Raw genomic sequence first — 17,993 nt, 5'->3', positions numbered from 1 at the left:
TAAATAATTAGATTATTACTTGTTTATGTATTAGAGAATGTCAGGCAGTGTAGAAGCAGACAGGCGAGGGGGAAAAGAGGCAATGCATCAGCTTACGAGGCAGGCTGCAAGCGCCTTTGCCGGTCGACAAAGGCGTGCAGTAAAACGGGAAGCGGGGTCGCAAAAGCAGAAGTACGAAACCGGACTCAGGCGTTTACACCACCATCAACATCGAGACCGGTGCCGGTAATTTGCCCGGCGGCAGGGCTGGCGAGGAAGGTCACGGCGGCGGCAATATCTTCCGGTTTGCCGTAATGCCCGACGGCAATCTGTTTGACTTGCTCTCTGCCCTGTTCGCTGTCAGCCGGATTCATGTCGCTGTCGGTAGGGCCGGGATGCACCAGATTAACGGTAATGCCACGCGGGCCCAAATCTCGCGCCAGGCCACGAGTAAAGGAGTTCAGCGCGGATTTGCTCATTGAGTAAACGGCGATCCCCTCGAACGCTACCCGGTTGGCGAGGCAGCTGCCGATGTTAATAATGCGTCCCCCTTTACCGAGATGAGGAAGCGCGGCCTGAGTGGCAATCACTACGCCGCGAATATTCACGCTGATCACGGCATCAATGTCTTCGAGCGACATCGTTTCCAGCGGGCCGCCGCGTGCAATTCCGGCGTTGTTCACCAAAATATCCAGCCCGCCCAGCGTATGAGCCGTTTCATTCACCGCGTCCACAATGGCTTGCGCATCGCTGCTGTCAGCCTGAATCGCATGACCCTTGCGCCCCAGGGCGCGAATTTCATTCGCTACAGCTTGTGCCTTGTCGGCCGATTTTTCATACGTTACCACCACATCAGCGCCAGCTTTCGCCAGTGACAATGCTATAGCTCGCCCAAGCCCGCGGCTGGCACCGGTCACCAGCGCGCGTTTACCCGTCAAATCGATATGCATAGTTGCTCCGAAGTCATGGTGTGAGAGTCATCATTAGGTATAGAGGGGGAATGTTCCCCGTCAATGGACCAGAAAGAGGTTATTTGCGGGCACGTTGAGGATCAGCGGGTTAGCGCAGCGACCTTTACAATCGCGAACGATGGAGTGCCCCTGAAATATCGCTGTTGCTCATTTGTTATTTTTCTGTGTATTATCGCTGACCTGAGAAACCATCCGGACATCCGGATGGCTAATATCTTTCGGCTTTATCTTATGCTTTGTACGCCGTTGTCAGTGCAGAACGGCTGTGTAAGCTGTCGTTATTTCACCGTCCAGCCTTGAGAAAATTGACGGTCGGCAAACAAATCCTGTAGACCGTTAATTTGCCGCAGACGCAAAACCTCGTCCGCATCCATCCCCAGTTCTTCACCAATTTTGACGTCCGTCCAGCCTAGCTGATACAGCTCGCGGATAATCTCCGCCATCGCGTTAATTTGATGTCTGCCTCGGGCGCGGTTATGACGGATAGTGGACGCCATACGGCTGGAGATTTCACTGCCGTCATGCTGTAACACGCTGACGGGCAAATAGCCTTTGAGCTTTTTTTTCAGCGCTGGTTTCGATTTCGCCAGTTCATGGCGGTGGAATCCATCGACAATTTCATACCTCCGGTCGCTTTTGGTATACACCACTACCGGTTGCGTAAACCCGTCCGCTTCCAGTGATTTTTGCAGCAGTTTTTTCTCCGGTGGTGCGACGTTGTTGGGGTTGTAATCGTTCGGGGCGATGTGCTCGTTTTTAACCCACAGTACGCAATCAATTGGGTGCTGACGAAAAGGACTCAGCTGATGAAGCGTTTGACGAAAATCGTTGATGGCTTCAATCCGTTCTTTTTCCGGCAACGACGCCAGCCAGTGGGATAACTGTTCACTCAATTGTTTTTGCATAAAATTCCCCACTCCTGACGTTTTTGAGAAATGCGCTGGTTGTAGCGCTGATAGTTTTTGGTTTTATTGGGGCTGAAAGAGAGCATTCGGCACCAGTAGTCATTGTTTAATAAGACTTTGCAGATGCGTCGCCAGGAAGGAATATCCTTCGAACTGGTGTCTTTATCCTGAGTATCTGGAATGTCTTCCTGTCCGTGCTTCTGATACCAGCGCAGATAGATAGCAATCTTGTTGCGGTAATGCTCCGCGGTCGGTGGTGGCATGGTTTCGAGTAAAAACAATGCATAAGCTTTCCAGCTAAAGCCTTCCGGTTTTTCTAGCTTGCGGTGACCATAGAATTGATTATCGTGACCTGCATAAATGCCGCCGCAGTGAACCCCGTTAACACGTTCGCACATTACCGCCCAGCGCTCGGGTTCCAGCACGTGATAAAGCCACAAACCCTGACGCTGCTCCGGGCCGAAAGGTTCACAAATACGCATGTAACGCAAGGGAACGCCTGCCTGATACATGAGGTTATACAGCGGGTTATAGCTGCTTTGGGTACGTGAAAACCAGGTCCAGATATCCGCTGTCTTCCAGTCATAAATCGGGTAGATGTACCAGCAGTGTCCGCCGGGGGCCATGCTGGTCCAGGGTTTGTCATCGGCGAAACGCAGTTTGCGCTGTGAGGCCACCGCCAGAAAGCGGGTGTAGGACTCATCCGCGCGGATCCCAATGGTGACGGCGGCAGGGCGTTTTTGCGAAAACCATTCGGCGAAGTCGCGAACAAAATGCTCGAAGGACATCCCTTGCTGATAAAACGGGAAATAAGCGGGATCGATAATGGCATCGGCTGGTGGCTGTCGCACCCAGGTCGTACCGGGTTCCCAACATTGCCATTCGGGGGAAAACTGCGTTAAGGCGTTGGGCGTGGTTAGCGGGAGCGCGACCCAATAAAAGTGCTCAATGACGTCTGAATATTCTGCGCGCATCTTTTCGCAATGTTCAATGGTGCTACTGAATTGCGCTTCCCAGTCAATAAAGAGGACGCTGAATTTCTTTTTAAGTTTCCGCGCCAGTTGGCCGGTTAAATGCAGCATCACTGTGGAGTCTTTACCGCCGGAAAACGAGATGCAAATACGGTCGAAATTACCCAGCGTCCAACAGATGCGCTCCATACTTGCTTCCAGAACTGTTTGCTCCAATGGGAGTTTATAGATAGACATTCCATCGCCTTTTTAAGATATTAGATTTATCTGGCAAAAATATACAATTATGTTGTGTAAGTAAATGGATTCATTAGCATTTAAAATATTAACTTTTTTTGCTTTTTGTTAAAATATCATTCTAATGAATAATATTACCTCATGATGTTTATAAAAATTATTTGAATGGGTTTCCAAAAAGAGGGCAGGGTTATCTGAAAACAACCCTGCCATAATGCTTATTTCTCTCCCATCATAGCATTTAAATTTTCGGTATCTGGCAAGCCCACAACTTGCTGCAGCATATTGTCCGAATTCAGATTGTCCGAATTCAGATAATAAATGGCCGGTGTGGCGTTGGCTCCCAATGAATCCATAAGCTTCTGATTAGTGCTTAAGATTTGCAGTTGCGCGGGTGGGATAGTCGCCGGAACATCCAGTTTCAGTTTGCCCCCTGATTGCTCGTAATCATGCCAGGTTTTGCTCGGATCTGCGCTTGTCAGAATGGCTGCCGCTGTCGGCAGGCTCTCCGGTTTGATAACCCCGACCATTAACGTGCGCAGCTGGACCTAATCCCTCCCGCTGTTACGGCCTTTTATAAGGTTTTGTGGAGCGCAACGCACAGCCAGCTTGCTGGCACTGAATGTCCCTTTGGGGTTTCAGGTAACGGGGCCACCTGAAAAGGTGGCCTCAGATTGCTGACAAAGAAGGAAAAAGCGTGGTTTTTCCTTCTTTGTGGTGAGCAGCCGAAAATCAATGAATTGATTTTCCTTATTTTTTGTTCTACTACCCATGACAAGACGGTATTCGTTAGAGGTTTGTCATCAGTCTCGGGCCACCTGAAAAGGTGGCCTTTTTACTTTCTGCTTTTCATCACGTCGTTGGGTTTGTTAGCTAACGCTTATTGATTTGATAAAGGAAACGCATTAGCCGAAACGGGGTGAGTGGGTTACCTTAGCTCTCAACGAAAACACGGAGGAAGTACAGATGTCCTTAATTAACACTAAAATCAAACCTTTCAAAAACCAGGCTTTCAAAAATGGCGAATTCGTAGAAGTCACTGAGAAAGACACCGAAGGTCGCTGGAGTGTGTTCTTCTTCTATCCGGCTGACTTTACTTTCGTCTGCCCGACCGAACTGGGTGACGTGGCTGACCACTACGACGAACTGCAGAAACTGGGCGTGGATGTTTACTCTGTTTCCACCGATACCCACTTCACTCACAAAGCATGGCACGGCAGCTCCGAGACCATCGCTAAAATCAAATACGCGATGATCGGCGACCCAACAGGTGCCCTGACCCGTAACTTCGACAACATGCGTGAAGACGAAGGCCTGGCCGACCGTGCCACTTTCGTTGTTGACCCACAGGGCATCATCCAGGCCATCGAAGTGACCGCTGAAGGCATCGGCCGTGACGCATCTGACCTGCTGCGTAAAGTGAAAGCAGCTCAGTACGTCGCTTCCCACCCAGGCGAAGTGTGCCCGGCTAAGTGGAAAGAAGGCGAAGCGACACTGGCTCCATCCCTGGATCTCGTCGGTAAAATCTAAGCCTTTCAGGCGCTGCGAAGCCGGATGACGCGATGCTTATCCGGCCTACCCAACAGGCCTGGCAAAGCGTAGGCCGGGTAAACGCAGTGCCACCCGGCAATCAACGGGTGCTCAGGCACCCGTTTTTCCCCAAACACTATGATGCAAGCCGCATTCAGGCAGCCGCAAGGCCGCTTGCATGATGATGTTTTATTCGCAGGAGATGAATGATGCTCGACACCAACATGAAGACCCAGCTCAAGGCTTACCTTGAGAAACTGACCAAACCTGTTGAGCTGATTGCCACGCTGGACGACAGCGCTAAATCGGCAGAAATCAAGGAACTGCTGGCGGAAATCGCCGAACTTTCACCTCAGGTGACGTTTAAAGAAGACAACAGCCTGGCGGTGCGTAAGCCGTCTTTCCTGATAACGAATCCCGGTTCAAACCAGGGGCCGCGTTTCGCTGGTTCTCCGTTAGGCCACGAGTTTACTTCGCTGGTACTGGCACTGCTGTGGACGGGCGGTCATCCGTCAAAAGAAGCGCAGGCGATGCTGGAGCAGATCCGCGCGCTGGACGGGGAGTTTGAGTTCGAAACCTATTACTCGCTTTCTTGCCACAACTGCCCGGATGTGGTGCAGGCACTGAACCTGATGGCAGTACTGAACCCACGCATCAAACACACCGCGATTGACGGCGGCGTGTTCCAGAATGAAATCACCGATCGCAACGTGATGGGTGTGCCTGCGGTATTCGTGAACGGCAAAGAATTTGGTCAGGGTCGTATGACGCTGGCGGAAATCGTGGCGAAAGTGGACACCGGGGCGGAAAAACGCGCGGCAGAAGAGCTGAACAAACGTGAAGCTTACGATGTGCTGATTGTGGGTTCCGGCCCTGCGGGCGCGGCGGCGGCTGTTTACTCTGCACGTAAAGGCATTCGTACTGGCCTGATGGGTGAACGTTTCGGCGGCCAGGTGCTGGACACCGTGGATATCGAAAACTACATCTCAGTGCCAAAAACAGAAGGCCAGAAACTGGCAGGCGCACTGAAGCAGCACGTGTCTGACTATGATGTGGACGTTATCGACTCACAGAGCGCAAGCAAGCTGACACCGGCTTCTGTCGAAGGCGGCCTGCATCAGATTGAAACCGCTTCAGGTGCCGTGCTGAAAGCTCGCAGCATCATCATTGCGACCGGGGCGAAATGGCGCAACATGAACGTGCCGGGTGAAGACCAGTATCGCACCAAAGGCGTAACTTACTGCCCGCACTGCGACGGCCCGCTGTTCAAAGGTAAGCGTGTCGCTGTCATTGGCGGTGGTAACTCCGGTGTTGAAGCGGCAATCGACCTGGCGGGCATTGTTGAGCACGTGACGCTGCTTGAGTTTGCACCAGAAATGAAAGCCGACCAGGTGCTGCAGGATAAAGTGCGCAGCCTGAAAAACGTCGACATTATTCTTAACGCTCAGACCACGGAAGTGAAAGGTGATGGCAGCAAAGTCATCGGCCTGGATTACCGTGACCGTGTGAGCGGTGATGCGCATCACGTGGCGCTGTCTGGGATCTTTGTCCAGATTGGTCTGCTGCCGAACACCACCTGGCTGGAAGGCGCTATCGAACGCAACCGCATGGGCGAAATCATGATTGATGCCAGGTGCGAAACCAGCGTCAAAGGCGTGTTCGCCGCGGGTGACTGCACCACCGTGCCGTACAAGCAAATCATTATTGCGACCGGCGAAGGGGCGAAAGCCTCACTGAGCTCGTTTGATTACCTGATTCGCACTAAGACTGCGTAAAACAAAAAAAGTAAGACTCTACCTGCAATGCCAAAACCGCCCATTCCCGGGCGGTTTTTTATTATTCTGATTCTCATTTGCATTCATTAATTTCCCCGCCACTATTTTTTGCGAAGCAAATCCTAAAATACCAGAAAGGGTATTTTTACCTTCATTTTTACTTCTCTGCGTCAAAGAAATAAGTATTCTCCCTCTCTTAAAATCTAACACTTCATGGTTATATTTATCTCATGAATGTAATTGGGGGTATTGATGGTTGATGTCTATGAGTTGTTGCCACCTTTTGAAAGGAAGGGGTTGCAGCTTCGTGATTTTTATATTTATGGCGATAGTCAACGTCTTAAAAATAAAGCAAAAGAGTTAGCGTTACTGCCAGCAGAACAGCCTGATCAGCAATGGCAGGAAGCGGAGTATGACTTCAATCGCCTGTTTGTGGGCCCCGCAGCACTTCAGGCGCCGCCGTACTCCTCTGTTTATCTCGGTGATGAACCGTTGATCATGGGGGCTACCACGCTTCATGTTCGTGAACTGATGGAGAGTCTGGGGTTAACGGTCAGTCGTGAAGACAATATTCCAGATGATCATATTTCTTATGAGCTGGAATTAGCGGTTCTGCTGTTCATTAATGCCCGGTCAACGCCCGGATTTACCCCGCTCCTGCAGCGTTTTGTCTCACAGCATTTAACACTGTGGGTGCCGATGTTTATCGAAAAAATAACAAACAATGCCAGCACGACGGTAATGAAAATGGCCGCGCTGGAATTATCCCATTGGATTGAAGAATTAAAAACGAGAGTGTGTCATGAGCAATGAACCTGGAAATGTGAATCGACGTTCATTTATTAAGGGACTAATGGCGGTTGGCACGCTTGCCGCGCTACCGGGAGGGCTTCTCTCCTCACGTTGTGCGTTCGCCCAGCCTCCGATTCCCTTTAACCCAAAAGCCTACAATGTTTATCGCAACGCCTGCCCGCGTAACTGCTATGACACCTGTAGCCTGAAAACGTGGGTGAAAGACGAGGTGATCACCTTTGTGGACGGAGCTCCGGAATCCACGTACACCCACGGCGCGCCTTGCGTGAAAGGGTTGACCTATCCTCGTCGTGTTTACAGCCCGGACCGTATCAAGTACCCGATGGTGCAGGATGGCCGCGGAAGCGGTAACTGGCGCCGCGTTTCCTGGGATGAAGCGATGCAAAAAATCGCTCACAAGATGCTGGAAATCAAAAAGAAAGACGGCTCAATGCTCGGTCTGGCGCTGTCGAAGTATTCCGGCAACCTTGGGGTGATGGGCTACGCCGTGGAAGGGATGATGTCCTCGCTCGGCTACACTACGCGCTTTGCGGGCACGCCTTGCTGGCCTGCCGGGATTGATGCGCAAAATTACGACATGGGCGACATGTGGTGTAACGATCCGGAAGACTTCGTGAAGGCGAAATACATCATTATCTGGGGCGCAAACCCGGCCTGGTGTTCGATGCACAGCATGAAGTACATCTATCAGGCACGCGAGAAGGGCGCGAAAGTGGTCGTTATCGATCCTCTGTTGACCCAAACCGCGGCGAAAGCCGACTTGTATCTGCGCGTGCGTCCTGGCTCTGATGGCGCGCTGGCGCTCGGGATGTGCCGCCATCTGCTGGACATCGGCCAGGTGGATCACGACTTCGTCAATAACTACGCCCACGGTTACCCTGAGTTTGAGACGTATCTCCGCGAAAACGTCACGGTTGAATGGGCCTCGGAAATTTGCGGCCTGTCTGCCGATGTTATTCGAACCCTGACCGAAGAATTTATGCGAGCGAAGCCTTCCACGGTGTGGATTGGCTACGGCATGCAGCGCCATGTAAACGGCGGCGCAAACGTCCGCGCTATTGATGCCTTTGTGGCGATGACGGGCAATATCGGGCTTGAAGGCGGCGGCGCACGCTACGGCCACCTGCAAACCTGGGGATTCAACTACGCGCTGATGTCGCAAAAACCGCCTGTCGGATCTGTCGGCATGAAAGGCGCTGGCGGTCCTGTCGGTGAGTTTGTTAGCGACAGCGCTGAGAAGAGCGAGTATTCCGACCGCGCGCTGAATATCAACCAGACCGCACAGGGCATTCTTGATGCTAATGAACCGCCTATTCGCATGCTGTGGGTGGCCTCCAAAAACCCCTTCGCGCAGGATTTCGACCGCAATAAGATGGAAAAAGCGTTCGAGAAGCTGGAAATGGTGGTGGTGGTCGATCAGTTCTTCAATGAAACCGTCCAGCATGCGGATATCGTTTTACCAGTGACGACCACCTTCGAACAGTGGGATGTGTGTTCGTCTTACTGGCATTACTGGCTGTCGGTCAACGAACCGGCCATCAAGCCGCTTTACGAGTGCAAAAGCGACCCGGAAATTGCGGCGCTGCTCTCGGCCACCATTAACAAAATCGAGCCGGGTTCCTGCACCTTCCCGCAGGAATTTAACCCGAAAAAATGGCTGGATCAGGAATTCAACGACGGCATGGCCAAACAGTTTGGCATCCGTAACTGGGAAGATCTGCTCGAAGGGCCACACAAGGCCAAAATGCCAAGCACGGCGGCCTGGTACGATCGCAAATTCAAAACGCCGTCTGGCAAGTATGAGTTCAAATCAGAGCGTTGCGCGGCCAATGGGCACACTGCTTTGCCGGAATACAAAGAAGCGGCGAAAAGCACGCTGCCGTTCCATTTGTTTACGCCACATCTGCAATACGGCCTGCACTCGCAGTTCGTTAATCTCGACTGGATGCAGACCTTCTGGCCAGAGCCGTTTGTCTACATCCATCCCATTGCGGCGAGCAAGAAGGGCATTGCCGAAGGCGACAAAGTGAGAGTGTTCAACACCGCAGGCGAAGTGGAACTACGCGCCAAAATCACCACCAACGTGCCGGAAGATTTCCTCGTGATGTATGAATCCTGGTTCAACAAACTCAGTTACAACGTTCAAAACGTGGTGATGGATACCCCGGCAGATATGGGACAAATGGCAACGGGCGCACCAGGTGCCGCCATTCACAGCCAGTTTGTGGATATCGCCCACGCGACAGGTAAAGGAGCGACAGCATGAGACGCGCATTCTTAGTAAACAGTGACAAGTGCATCGGCTGCCGTGGTTGTGCGATGGCGTGCAAAAGCTTCAACCAACTGGAGCCAGAGCGCTTCTGGCGCTATGTCTATCCGCTGGATAAAGAGATTTATCCGCACGAAGAACGCGCGTTCTATTCGCTGGCCTGTAACCACTGTGAGCATCCGGCTTGTGTCGAAGCTTGCCCGGTCGAAGCCTATACGCGGCGTGAGGACGGCATTGTGGTGCACAATCCTGAGCACTGTATTGGCTGCAAAAACTGTATTCGCAACTGTCCTTACGGCGCGCCGCGTTTCAATGAAGAGACGAAAAAGGCCGAAAAATGCAGTATGTGCTACGAACGTCTGGATATCGGGATGCAACCTGCCTGCGTGAATGCCTGCCCGGTTGGCGCGTTGACGCTGATAGATTTGGATGCTGACCCCATGCCGAAAAACGCAGTTCAGTATCCGCCGGGGTACCCGCATATGCCGAAACTGAATCCGGGCACGCGCTTCATTCTGGCCCGTCAGCCTCAGCAACCGGAGGACAACTAATGGAACATTATGAACTCCCGCTGGTGATTTTTACGGTGCTCAGTCAGATGTCGGTAGGCATGGCGTTGCTGCTGACCTGGAGAACGCTGCGCGGTACGCTGGTGACAACACGCATGCACTGGCTAGTGACAGGGCTGGTGTTGGCCGTGGCGTCGATTGCGGCAGTCTTACACCTGGCGCATCCTGACCGGGCGTATGACGCACTGCGTAACCTGAAACACGCGTGGCTGAGCCGGGAAATTTTGGGCGCGACGCTCTATGGCGCAGCGATTGGCGTCACTTTTCTGACTAAAGGCCATAAGATCCCTGCGGTTATCGCGTCGTTATTAGGCTTAGTGCTGGTGGCGGTGCAGGGGATGACCTATGCCGCGCCAGCGATGGTCGCCACAGCCAACGGCATCACCATGCTGCTGTTCTTCGTCACCGTTTGGGTGATGGGCTGCGCCGCTGTTCCGCTGCTGAAGGTTGCGCCAGCTCTGACGGCTTTACGCCAGGGCATTCTGGTTTGCCTGGCCGTGTTGATTGCTGCGCCTTTGATTTGGCTGAGTGGCGGCACTGTCGTGCAGATGACCGGGCGCGCATGGCTGACTTCTCCACTGTACCTTGGTGCGTTGCTCTGCCTGATAGTTGCTTTAGTGGCAAGCTGGCGAGGCGAAAAACGGGCGGGAGTCTTGTTCGTTTTGCTGTTCATTGGCCTGCTGCTGAGCCGCATGACTTTCTTTGGTGACACCGTCAGTACCATTGTCAATATTGGCCACTTGTACTGATTAACCTAAAGCCGGGTGGCGGCTACGCCTGACGCCGGCCTAGGAAGGGCATCGATCCAGTAGGCCTGGCAAGCGTCGCGCCGCCGGGCAATGAAGCCATAAAAAGCCGCGCAGGATAACCTCCTGCGCGGCTTTTTCATTGGGTTATCTGACAACCAGCACCGGCACATGCGCGTGACGGATAACGCTGGACGCATTCGATCCCAGCAGATGCGTGGTGATGGACGGGTTACGCGACCCAATCACCACAACATCGGCCTTCAGCTCTTCAGCCAGTTCGTTGACCACATCGCGCAAGTTACCCATTCGCACATGGATTTTGATGCGTGACGGGTCGATGCTGAAGTGCTCAACCATGGTCTGAAGACGGTTTTCTGCTTCCTGATGAAGATGCTCTTCAAAGCGGCGTAAATCGGCGGCAAAACGGCTCATGGTCAAACTGGCGGAGCCGGGAATCGCGTGCAGGAGATGAATCACGCCTTTCTGCTGCGCCAGAAATTCCGCATGACGGACTGCTTTGTCACTGAGTGCCATTTCAAAAACATCAACCGGCATAATGAGGGTGTTGTACATAAGCTATCCTCCTTGTGATAGATGCTTTTATACAATCACATATCGCAATGGTTATGTGACATTCACGTCGCAAATATGGCAAAGCGAGCCCGGAGGGAGCGTAAAGTTTTGTCGGTGGATAAGACGGAAAGAGGATGTGGGGGACATCCTCTGAAAGGCAAGCTTAGCGGTGGAATTCACCAGCGGCTTCAGGCTGATAGATAAGCTCAAGCACTTCGAGATGTGTCGTGGTGCCGTTCGGCAGCGTCCAGTTGATGGTATCGCCCACGCGCAGGCCAAGCAGGGCAGCGCCAACCGGAGCCAGAACGGAAAGCTGAGTGCTGCTGTCGGTCATGTTGGCCGGGAACACCAGCGTACGAACACGCTCTTCGTTGTTGCTCAGATCGCGGAATCTTACCTGGCTGTTCATGCTGACCACGTTGTGCGGCATCTCTGTCGGGGCGCACATTTGCGCGCGGTCCAGCTCATCATTCAGCGCCTGAGCCACCGGGGAGTTCGCCCATTCTGGTTTCTCAAGCAGCCGGTCGATGCGCTCGGCATCGAACTCATTAATGATAATGGCGGGTCTGGTCATCGTTTACTCCATGTTTTTCCAGGTACCTGTATCCAAAAGAAAACCCTCGTCGTGCAAGACGAGGGTTTTGGGGTAGAACCATCATACTGACTGTCGTCAGATCTTTGAAGTGATTTGGCTCACATTAGAAGATCAGGCTGCCAATCAGCGCCAGCAGGAAGGCGATGCTGCCAAGCAGAGTCTCCATGACTGTCCAGGTTTTCAGTGTGGTCTTCTCGTCCATTTCGAGGAAGCGACCGACCAGCCAGAAACCTGAGTCGTTGACGTGCGACAGCACAGTTGCGCCGCCTGCGATGGCGATAACGATAAAGCACAAATCAAGCTGGCTGATGCCGGTTGTGGCATGAACCATTGGAGCCACCAGCGCCGCGGTGGTGGTCAGCGCGACGGTAGCAGAACCTTGTGCCACACGCAGCGCCGTGGAAATCACGAAGGCCGCGATGATGATTGGCATGCCGGTATCAGACAGCACACCCGCCAGCGCGTCGCCGATACCGCTGGCACGCAGAACGCCACCGAACATCCCGCCTGCACCCGTCACCAGAATGATGCCGCAGATAGGGCCTAATGCGCCGTCACAGATTTTTTCCAGATGCTTGAGGCTGTGCTGACGGCTGAAAACAGCCAGTGCAAAGAACACGGTGATCAGCAACGCCACCGGGGTTTTACCGAGCATACGCAGGAAGTTCACCACGGTGTCGTCTTTGGCGACCCAGCCTAATACCACGGCGGTGTTTAAACCGGTTTCAAGGAAAATCAGCACCAGCGGCATCAGCAGGATGGTCAGTACCATGCCGAATGAAGGCGGCTTGTGGTTCGCATCGGCTTCCACTTCGCCGAGGAAAGAAGACGGCAGTTTGATGTCGAATTTCTTACCGGCATACAGGCCGTACAGATACGCGCCGATGTACCAGGTTGGCAGGGCGATAATCAGACCCACAATCACCAACAGGCCGATGTTCGCGCCAAGTAGTTCACTGGCTGCAACCGGACCAGGGTGTGGCGGAACCAGTGCGTGCATGACCGCAAAAGCACCCGCAGCCGGGAAAGCATATTTCAGCGTGGAACCGCCAAACTGCTTCGCCACGCTGAAGATGATAGGCAGCATCACCACCAGACCGGCGTCGAAGAAGATAGGGAAACCGAACAGCAATGAGGCCACACCCAGCGCAAACGGCGCACGGTGTTCACCAAACTTGTTGATGAGGGTATCGGCCAGCACTTTTGCGCCACCGGACACCTCAAGTAAACGACCAATCATGGCCCCCAGCCCGACCAGCAGCGCGACGCCAGCCAGCGTGCCACCGAAACCGGTCAGCAGAGTGGGAACCACTTTATCAAACGAAATACCGGTCAGCAGTGCTACCACGATGCTGACAAGGGTTAAGGCTAAAAAGGCATGCACTTTAAAGCGCATGATCAATACCAGCAGGAGTGCGACGGCACCTGCGGCGATGCCGAGCAGCGTTCCGGCTCCGAGTGCGTTCGTGACTTCTGTCATCTTAATATCCTCTGTGATCGTGACAGCAAAAGAGGTAGTGATTGCGTGGCTTAATCCCTGCATTTATCACTGATACCGGTAACATGATACTGGTAACATCACGGGTGCTGTAAATACGATCGGACACATTTATTAACACTTTGCGACGGGGTTCAAATATCCGGAAGATTTATCGATTTGAAGAATATTTGTTCGATAAACGTGACCGATCTCAAATCTGTCTTATCCTTGATAAGCACCGCTGCGCCTCCCGGCGTCAGCCTATTCAGGAAACAGGAGATCCCATGAGTGGTTACGATAAATTGACCCTGAAAGATGGCAGTAGTCTCTATTTCAAAGACTGGGGAAGCGGTCAGCCCGTGGTGTTCAGCCACGGTTGGCCCCTAACGGCAGATGCGTTTGAAGACCAGATGCTGTTTCTCGGGTCACGCGGTTTCCGCGTGATTGCACACGATCGCCGTGGGCATGGCCGATCCTCACAGCCCTGGGACGGACATAGCATGGACCAGTATGCCGACGATCTGGCAGAACTGACGGCACACCTTAAATTGAAAGATGCCGTGCATGTCGGGCATTCCACCGGCGGCGGCGAAGTGGCGCGCTATATCGGTCGCCATGGCACCGATCGCGTAGCCAAAGCGGTGTTGATTGGTGCCGTCACCCCCATCATGGTGAAAACCGATTTCAACCCAAACGGCGTGCCCAAAGAGGTGTTTGACGGCATTCGTGAAGGCGTGGTGAATGACCGTGGCGCGTTCTTCCACGAACTGACCATGGCGTTTTATGGCTACAATCGCTCTGGGGCGAAAGCGTCAGAAGCGGTACGCGATAGCTTTGTCGCTCAGGGTTTGCAGGGCTCCATTAAAGCGCTTTATGACTGTGTTAAAGCATTTTCAGAAACCGATCTGCGCGAAGACCTGAAGCGTATGACTATCCCAACGCTGGTGATTCACGGCGACGATGACCAGATAGTGCCGTTCGAAACCTGTGGCAAGGTGGCCGCTGAGATCCTGCCGCATTCAGAACTGAAGGTTTATCAGGGCGGTTCTCACGGGATCTGCACCACTCACAAGCAGCAAATTAACGAAGATTTGCTGGCGTTTATTCAGTCGTAATGGAAATGCCCGGCACGTGATGTGCCGGGCGTACTTCCCCGGATGAATCGGGTAAACTCAGCTTTTTCTTGCCACTGAGTTTCCGCATGCCTGTTACGCAACTCCCTGCCGATCAGCGTTTCTTTGCTGACTTACTGAGTGGACTGGTGCTTAATCCTGAGCGATTAGGGCGCGTCTGGTTTGCTGGATCGCCAAAAGCGCTTCCTGTGGGCGGCTTGTGCCTCGATTTACCGCGTCTGGAAGTGGTTCTGCGCGGGGAATATGGCAACAAACTGGATGAGAGCCAGTTCACTATCAGGCAAGGCGAGATGCTGTTTATTCCTGCCCGCGCGGCTAACGTGCCGTTGTTCACACGCTCCTCGATGATGTTAAGCATGGTGTTCGCGCCTGCCTGGACGGGCATGGCCTTTTATGACAGCCGCAACGGCGGCACGCCGGAACCGCTGCGCAAAATCGAAATTCCTCATCAGCAACGTGGCGAAGGTGAGGCCATGCTGACAGCGCTGACGCTGTTGAGCCGCTCCCCGCAGGATCAGCAAATCATTCAGCCTTTGACGCTCAGCCTGCTGCATCTGTGCCGAAAGAGTGTCACCACCAGCGCGGACGGTGCGCCGAGCCGCCCTCAGTTTTTGTACAAAAGCATCTGCAACTGGCTACAGGACAACTACGCCCAGCCTTTGACGCGGGAATCGGTGGCGAGCTTTTTCAACATCACACCGAACCATCTTTCGCGGCTGTTCCGCCAGCAGGGCACGATGAGTTTTGTCGATTATTTACGTTGGGTGAGAATGGCAAAAGCACGAATGATTTTGCAGAAATACCACCTGCCGATTGGCGATGTGGCGCTGCGTTGCGGGTTTGCGGACAGTGACTATTTCAGCCGTTTGTTCCGGCGCCAGTTTGGGCTGACGCCGGGGGAATACCGGTCTCGTTTTCTGTAACGTCAGAAGCTCAGCTCGGCTTCCAGCAAGGCCAGAATGGCTTGTGCATCCGTGGCGGCCATCAGCGACTGGCGGAACTGCTTGTTCACCAGTTTGCGCGCCAGCTGCGAAAAGACCTTCACGTGGTTAATCCCTTCGCTTTCACCGAGCGTCAGCATGATAACCAACTCCACTTCGCCCATCTCTGATTGCCAGTCAATCTGCGAGGGCAGCCGCGCAATACTGATGCTCGAATGACGTATCCACGCCGATTTGGTGTGCGGGATGGCGACACCAAAGCCCACGCCGGTGGTGACAATCTCTTCACGCTGCCAGATATCTTCCTCAAGCTCTGCCGGTTTATCCGTGCGCCCGGTGACGCACAAATTCCCGCACAGCAGCTGGATAACCTGCTCTTTACACCACGCTTTATCGAGAAACAGAATGTTCTCCAGCGCCAGCAGCGGGCGGGCTTCTTCCTGGGGCGTGAACTCGTTCAGTAACGCTTCTATCTCTTCGGCGCTGCGGCAATCGCAGGCTTTATCAGCCAGTGTGCGACAAGCGGCGCTGTCGAGCTGGCGAAGCTGGCTTTTCACTTCCGGAATGCGCGGCCCGCTCATGCTCAGTTCATCTAAACCCAGCCCCAACATTAGCGGCAGATAGCGGGTTTCACCGCCCAGTTCGCCGCAGATGCCGACCCATTTGTCATGGCGATGGGCAACGGTCGTTATCTGGCGCAGCATGCGTAAAAACGACGGCGTAATCGGGTTGTACAGCGGAGAGACTCGCGGGTTATTGCGATCCACAGCATACAAATATTGGGTCATATCGTTAGAGCCGATGCTGAAGAAATCGACCTCTTCGCAGAAGTGGTCAATGATGTAGCAGACCGACGGCACTTCGACCATGATCCCCAGCGGCAGGTTATCGGCGTAACGTAATCCTTCCTGCTGAAGCTCGATTTTGACGTCGTTCAGCGTGTTCTTCACCCACAAAATTTGGTCAAGGCTATGCACCATGGGGATCATCAAACGGGCATTGCCACAGGTGCCTGCACGTAAAATGGCGCGCAGCTGGGTACGAAATAATCCGGCGAATTCCGGGTAAATTCTCACTGCGCGATAGCCCAGGAAAGGATTTTCTTCCTGCGGGATATTCAGGTAGTTCAGTTGCTTATCACCGCCAATGTCCATGGTGCGGAAGATAACCGGCTTGTCGCCGCCTGCGGCCATCAGCACCTGCTGATAGGCTTCGAATTGCTCCTGTTCGTCCGGCGGCGTTTGCCTGTCCATATACAGCATTTCGCTGCGGAACAAACCGATGCCTTCCGCACCCAGGCTGAATGCGCCGGGCGCTTCCAGAGCGCTGCCAATGTTGGCGGCAATTTCGAGATGATGGCCATCGCGAGAAACGGCGGGCAGCGCCGCGTCACGCATCTGGCGCTCGCTTCGGGCGTCAGCCAACTGGCGTGCGAGCTGGTAGTACTCTTTGACCGGTTCATCGGGAGAAATCACCAGCACGCCACATTGCCCGTCCAGAATGACCGACTGGTGTTCGAACACGCTAAGCTCTGCCACGCTAAAGCCGTTCAGGACCGGCACCGAAGCGGCGCGAGCCAGGATCAGCGTGTGCGAAGTGCGGCCTGTTTTTTCCAGCACCATGCCTTTGAGCTGAGACAGGTTGAGATTCAGAAACTGGCTCGGCGTCAGGTCTTCGGCGATAAGGATGGTTGGGCGCGTCAGGTGCAGCACGTCCTGGCTGCGGTACTCCGGCCAGGTGATATCCAGCAGCCGTTCACTGATGTCGCGAATGTCGCTGGCGCGTTCACGCAGATAATCACTGCTCGACGCCAGCAGTTTGTCGCAAATCGCCTCCATGTTGTCGATGATGGCAGACGCCAGCCCAAGCTGGGTGTCACGCATCAGGCGGCGGATATTGCTGGCAAATTCCTCATCCTGAATCAGCGACAGGTGGGCGCTGAGAATGGTTTTGCTGTCACCGCCAAGTTCACGCAGCTGGTGGTTGAGGTTGTCGGCCAGCTCAGCAAGGCTGTGTTCAAGACGAGTCATGTCCTCCGGGCCGGGCGGTATGCTGCGGTAGCGCTCAAGGCTGTCATTACGCCACACGGTCAGTTCGCCGCTGCCAATTCCTTCGGCCAAAATGCTGCCGGTAAGCAGGTGAGGGCGCAGGCGAGAAAGCGAGCGGGGCAAAGGGTGGGCGACAGGCGCGGAGGCAGAGGGTTGCACGCTGTCGCTGTCGATGAATTCGCGGTCGAGATACTCTTTCAGCACGCGACGTGCCTGCTCTTCATCGCTGCCGCTGATTTCCAGCGAGCAGCTGTCGTTAAACAGGGTGCCGGTACTCACCAGCGCCAGCGAACTTTTGCCGTCGGCGTGGGTATTCATCCGGTGATTGATAAAGCGAATGTCGCTGCGCCAGACGCTGCATTGCTCTTTTAGCGCCCAGGCAGGGCGAGCGTGCAGGCCATTGGGCAGCGGGCATAAAAAGTCGAGAGTCAGCATAACGGGTCCTGTAAGCGCAA

Annotated in this window: 15 protein-coding genes and 1 pseudogene; 8 read left to right on the top strand and 8 right to left on the bottom strand. The window is 53.8% G+C overall.

Annotated features, from left to right (window positions below):
- Nucleotides 1-185 precede the first annotated feature (185 nt).
- From ACLW56_RS14865 to dsbG, 4 genes and pseudogenes are all read right to left on the bottom strand, one after another.
- Nucleotides 186-929 (bottom strand): 3-oxoacyl-ACP reductase family protein, encoded by a 744-nt coding sequence (locus tag ACLW56_RS14865; protein WP_330984527.1) that lies wholly within the window; start codon nucleotides 927-929, stop codon nucleotides 186-188.
- 299 nt (nucleotides 930-1,228) lie between these two features.
- Nucleotides 1,229-1,855, bottom strand: coding sequence for an IbrB-like domain-containing protein (locus tag ACLW56_RS14860; protein WP_330984526.1), 627 nt, complete (start codon nucleotides 1,853-1,855; stop codon nucleotides 1,229-1,231).
- Nucleotides 1,840-3,063, bottom strand: coding sequence for a phosphoadenosine phosphosulfate reductase (locus ACLW56_RS14855; RefSeq protein ID WP_330984525.1), 1,224 nt, complete (start codon nucleotides 3,061-3,063; stop codon nucleotides 1,840-1,842). Before ACLW56_RS14855 ends, ACLW56_RS14860 begins: the two co-directional genes overlap by 16 nt.
- Before the next feature lie 218 nt (nucleotides 3,064-3,281).
- Nucleotides 3,282-3,611: pseudogene (gene dsbG / locus ACLW56_RS14850) on the bottom strand (thiol:disulfide interchange protein DsbG); the annotation flags it as partial.
- A gap of 418 nt (nucleotides 3,612-4,029) precedes the next feature.
- Between dsbG and ahpC the strand changes: the two are divergent.
- The 6 genes from ahpC (at nucleotide 4,030) to ACLW56_RS14820 (ending at nucleotide 10,768) form a co-directional block, all read left to right on the top strand.
- Nucleotides 4,030-4,593, top strand: a complete 564-nt coding sequence (ahpC, locus tag ACLW56_RS14845) for an alkyl hydroperoxide reductase subunit C (protein ID WP_014069297.1) — start codon at nucleotides 4,030-4,032, stop codon at nucleotides 4,591-4,593.
- 209 nt (nucleotides 4,594-4,802) lie between these two features.
- On the top strand, nucleotides 4,803-6,368 hold the full coding sequence (gene ahpF / locus ACLW56_RS14840) for an alkyl hydroperoxide reductase subunit F (protein WP_330984524.1): 1,566 nt from the start codon (nucleotides 4,803-4,805) through the stop codon (nucleotides 6,366-6,368).
- Between the two features lie 252 nt (nucleotides 6,369-6,620).
- Nucleotides 6,621-7,181 carry a molecular chaperone gene (locus ACLW56_RS14835; protein WP_330984523.1) on the top strand — a complete coding sequence of 187 codons (561 nt, stop codon included), beginning with the start codon at nucleotides 6,621-6,623 and terminating at the stop codon, nucleotides 7,179-7,181.
- Complete coding sequence (locus tag ACLW56_RS14830) at nucleotides 7,171-9,447, top strand: molybdopterin-dependent oxidoreductase (protein ID WP_330984522.1); 2,277 nt, start codon at nucleotides 7,171-7,173, stop codon at nucleotides 9,445-9,447. The genes ACLW56_RS14835 and ACLW56_RS14830 overlap by 11 nt, the downstream gene beginning before the upstream one ends.
- Complete coding sequence (locus tag ACLW56_RS14825; protein WP_330984521.1) at nucleotides 9,444-10,001, top strand: 4Fe-4S dicluster domain-containing protein; 558 nt, start codon at nucleotides 9,444-9,446, stop codon at nucleotides 9,999-10,001. The genes ACLW56_RS14830 and ACLW56_RS14825 overlap by 4 nt, the downstream gene beginning before the upstream one ends.
- On the top strand, nucleotides 10,001-10,768 hold the full coding sequence (locus tag ACLW56_RS14820) for a dimethyl sulfoxide reductase anchor subunit family protein (protein ID WP_330984520.1): 768 nt from the start codon (nucleotides 10,001-10,003) through the stop codon (nucleotides 10,766-10,768). The genes ACLW56_RS14825 and ACLW56_RS14820 overlap by 1 nt, the downstream gene beginning before the upstream one ends.
- A 144-nt stretch (nucleotides 10,769-10,912) precedes the next feature.
- On the opposite strand, the gene uspG is transcribed toward ACLW56_RS14820, so the two are convergent.
- The 3 genes from uspG to ACLW56_RS14805 all read right to left on the bottom strand — a co-directional run bounded on the left by uspG (nucleotide 10,913) and on the right by ACLW56_RS14805 (nucleotide 13,416).
- Nucleotides 10,913-11,341 carry a universal stress protein UspG gene (gene uspG / locus ACLW56_RS14815; RefSeq protein WP_330984519.1) on the bottom strand — a complete coding sequence of 143 codons (429 nt, stop codon included), beginning with the start codon at nucleotides 11,339-11,341 and terminating at the stop codon, nucleotides 10,913-10,915.
- Between the two features lie 163 nt (nucleotides 11,342-11,504).
- Entirely contained in the window at nucleotides 11,505-11,915 is a 411-nt protein-coding gene (rnk, locus tag ACLW56_RS14810; protein WP_330984518.1) for a nucleoside diphosphate kinase regulator, read from the bottom strand.
- Between the two features lie 124 nt (nucleotides 11,916-12,039).
- Nucleotides 12,040-13,416: a GntP family permease gene (locus ACLW56_RS14805; protein WP_330984517.1), complete on the bottom strand. Its 1,377-nt coding sequence runs from the start codon at nucleotides 13,414-13,416 to the stop codon at nucleotides 12,040-12,042.
- A 284-nt stretch (nucleotides 13,417-13,700) separates the two neighbouring features.
- Between ACLW56_RS14805 and ACLW56_RS14800 the strand changes: the two genes are divergently transcribed.
- Both ACLW56_RS14800 and ACLW56_RS14795 read left to right on the top strand, forming a co-directional pair.
- Nucleotides 13,701-14,531 (top strand): alpha/beta hydrolase, encoded by an 831-nt coding sequence (locus tag ACLW56_RS14800; RefSeq protein ID WP_330984516.1) that lies wholly within the window; start codon nucleotides 13,701-13,703, stop codon nucleotides 14,529-14,531.
- Between the two features lie 86 nt (nucleotides 14,532-14,617).
- The gene (locus ACLW56_RS14795; RefSeq protein ID WP_330984515.1) at nucleotides 14,618-15,472 is read left to right on the top strand and encodes an AraC family transcriptional regulator; all 855 of its coding nucleotides are present in this window, start codon (nucleotides 14,618-14,620) and stop codon (nucleotides 15,470-15,472) included.
- A 2-nt stretch (nucleotides 15,473-15,474) separates the two neighbouring features.
- Here the strand turns inward: ACLW56_RS14795 and ptsP are convergent, their stop codons facing one another.
- A complete protein-coding gene (ptsP, locus tag ACLW56_RS14790) occupies nucleotides 15,475-17,973 on the bottom strand; it encodes a phosphoenolpyruvate--protein phosphotransferase (protein WP_330984514.1) in 2,499 nt (832 codons plus the stop codon).
- Nucleotides 17,974-17,993: the final 20 nt, after the last annotated feature.

The sequence above is a fragment of the Pantoea sp. sgz302252 genome (assembly GCF_047713085.1).
Classification (GTDB): domain Bacteria; phylum Pseudomonadota; class Gammaproteobacteria; order Enterobacterales; family Enterobacteriaceae; genus Scandinavium.
This window is presented reverse-complemented; position numbering and strand designations above follow the sequence as displayed.

Bases quoted from the DNA above. Each gene is read 5' to 3' on its own strand.
- ACLW56_RS14830 (WP_330984522.1), top strand. From the start codon at position 7,171: ATGAGCAATGAACCTGGAAATGTGAATCGACGTTCATTTATTAAGGGA.
- ACLW56_RS14820 (WP_330984520.1), top strand. From the start codon at position 10,001: ATGGAACATTATGAACTCCCGCTGGTGATTTTTACGGTGCTCAGTCAG.
- ACLW56_RS14835 (WP_330984523.1), top strand. From the start codon at position 6,621: ATGGTTGATGTCTATGAGTTGTTGCCACCTTTTGAAAGGAAGGGGTTG.
- ahpC (WP_014069297.1), top strand. From the start codon at position 4,030: ATGTCCTTAATTAACACTAAAATCAAACCTTTCAAAAACCAGGCTTTC.
- rnk (WP_330984518.1), bottom strand. From the start codon at position 11,915: ATGACCAGACCCGCCATTATCATTAATGAGTTCGATGCCGAGCGCATC.
- ACLW56_RS14860 (WP_330984526.1), bottom strand. From the start codon at position 1,855: ATGCAAAAACAATTGAGTGAACAGTTATCCCACTGGCTGGCGTCGTTG.
- ahpF (WP_330984524.1), top strand. From the start codon at position 4,803: ATGCTCGACACCAACATGAAGACCCAGCTCAAGGCTTACCTTGAGAAA.
- ACLW56_RS14825 (WP_330984521.1), top strand. From the start codon at position 9,444: ATGAGACGCGCATTCTTAGTAAACAGTGACAAGTGCATCGGCTGCCGT.
- ACLW56_RS14800 (WP_330984516.1), top strand. From the start codon at position 13,701: ATGAGTGGTTACGATAAATTGACCCTGAAAGATGGCAGTAGTCTCTAT.
- ACLW56_RS14855 (WP_330984525.1), bottom strand. From the start codon at position 3,063: ATGTCTATCTATAAACTCCCATTGGAGCAAACAGTTCTGGAAGCAAGT.
- ACLW56_RS14865 (WP_330984527.1), bottom strand. From the start codon at position 929: ATGCATATCGATTTGACGGGTAAACGCGCGCTGGTGACCGGTGCCAGC.
- ACLW56_RS14805 (WP_330984517.1), bottom strand. From the start codon at position 13,416: ATGACAGAAGTCACGAACGCACTCGGAGCCGGAACGCTGCTCGGCATC.
- uspG (WP_330984519.1), bottom strand. From the start codon at position 11,341: ATGTACAACACCCTCATTATGCCGGTTGATGTTTTTGAAATGGCACTC.
- ACLW56_RS14795 (WP_330984515.1), top strand. From the start codon at position 14,618: ATGCCTGTTACGCAACTCCCTGCCGATCAGCGTTTCTTTGCTGACTTA.
- ptsP (WP_330984514.1), bottom strand. From the start codon at position 17,973: ATGCTGACTCTCGACTTTTTATGCCCGCTGCCCAATGGCCTGCACGCT.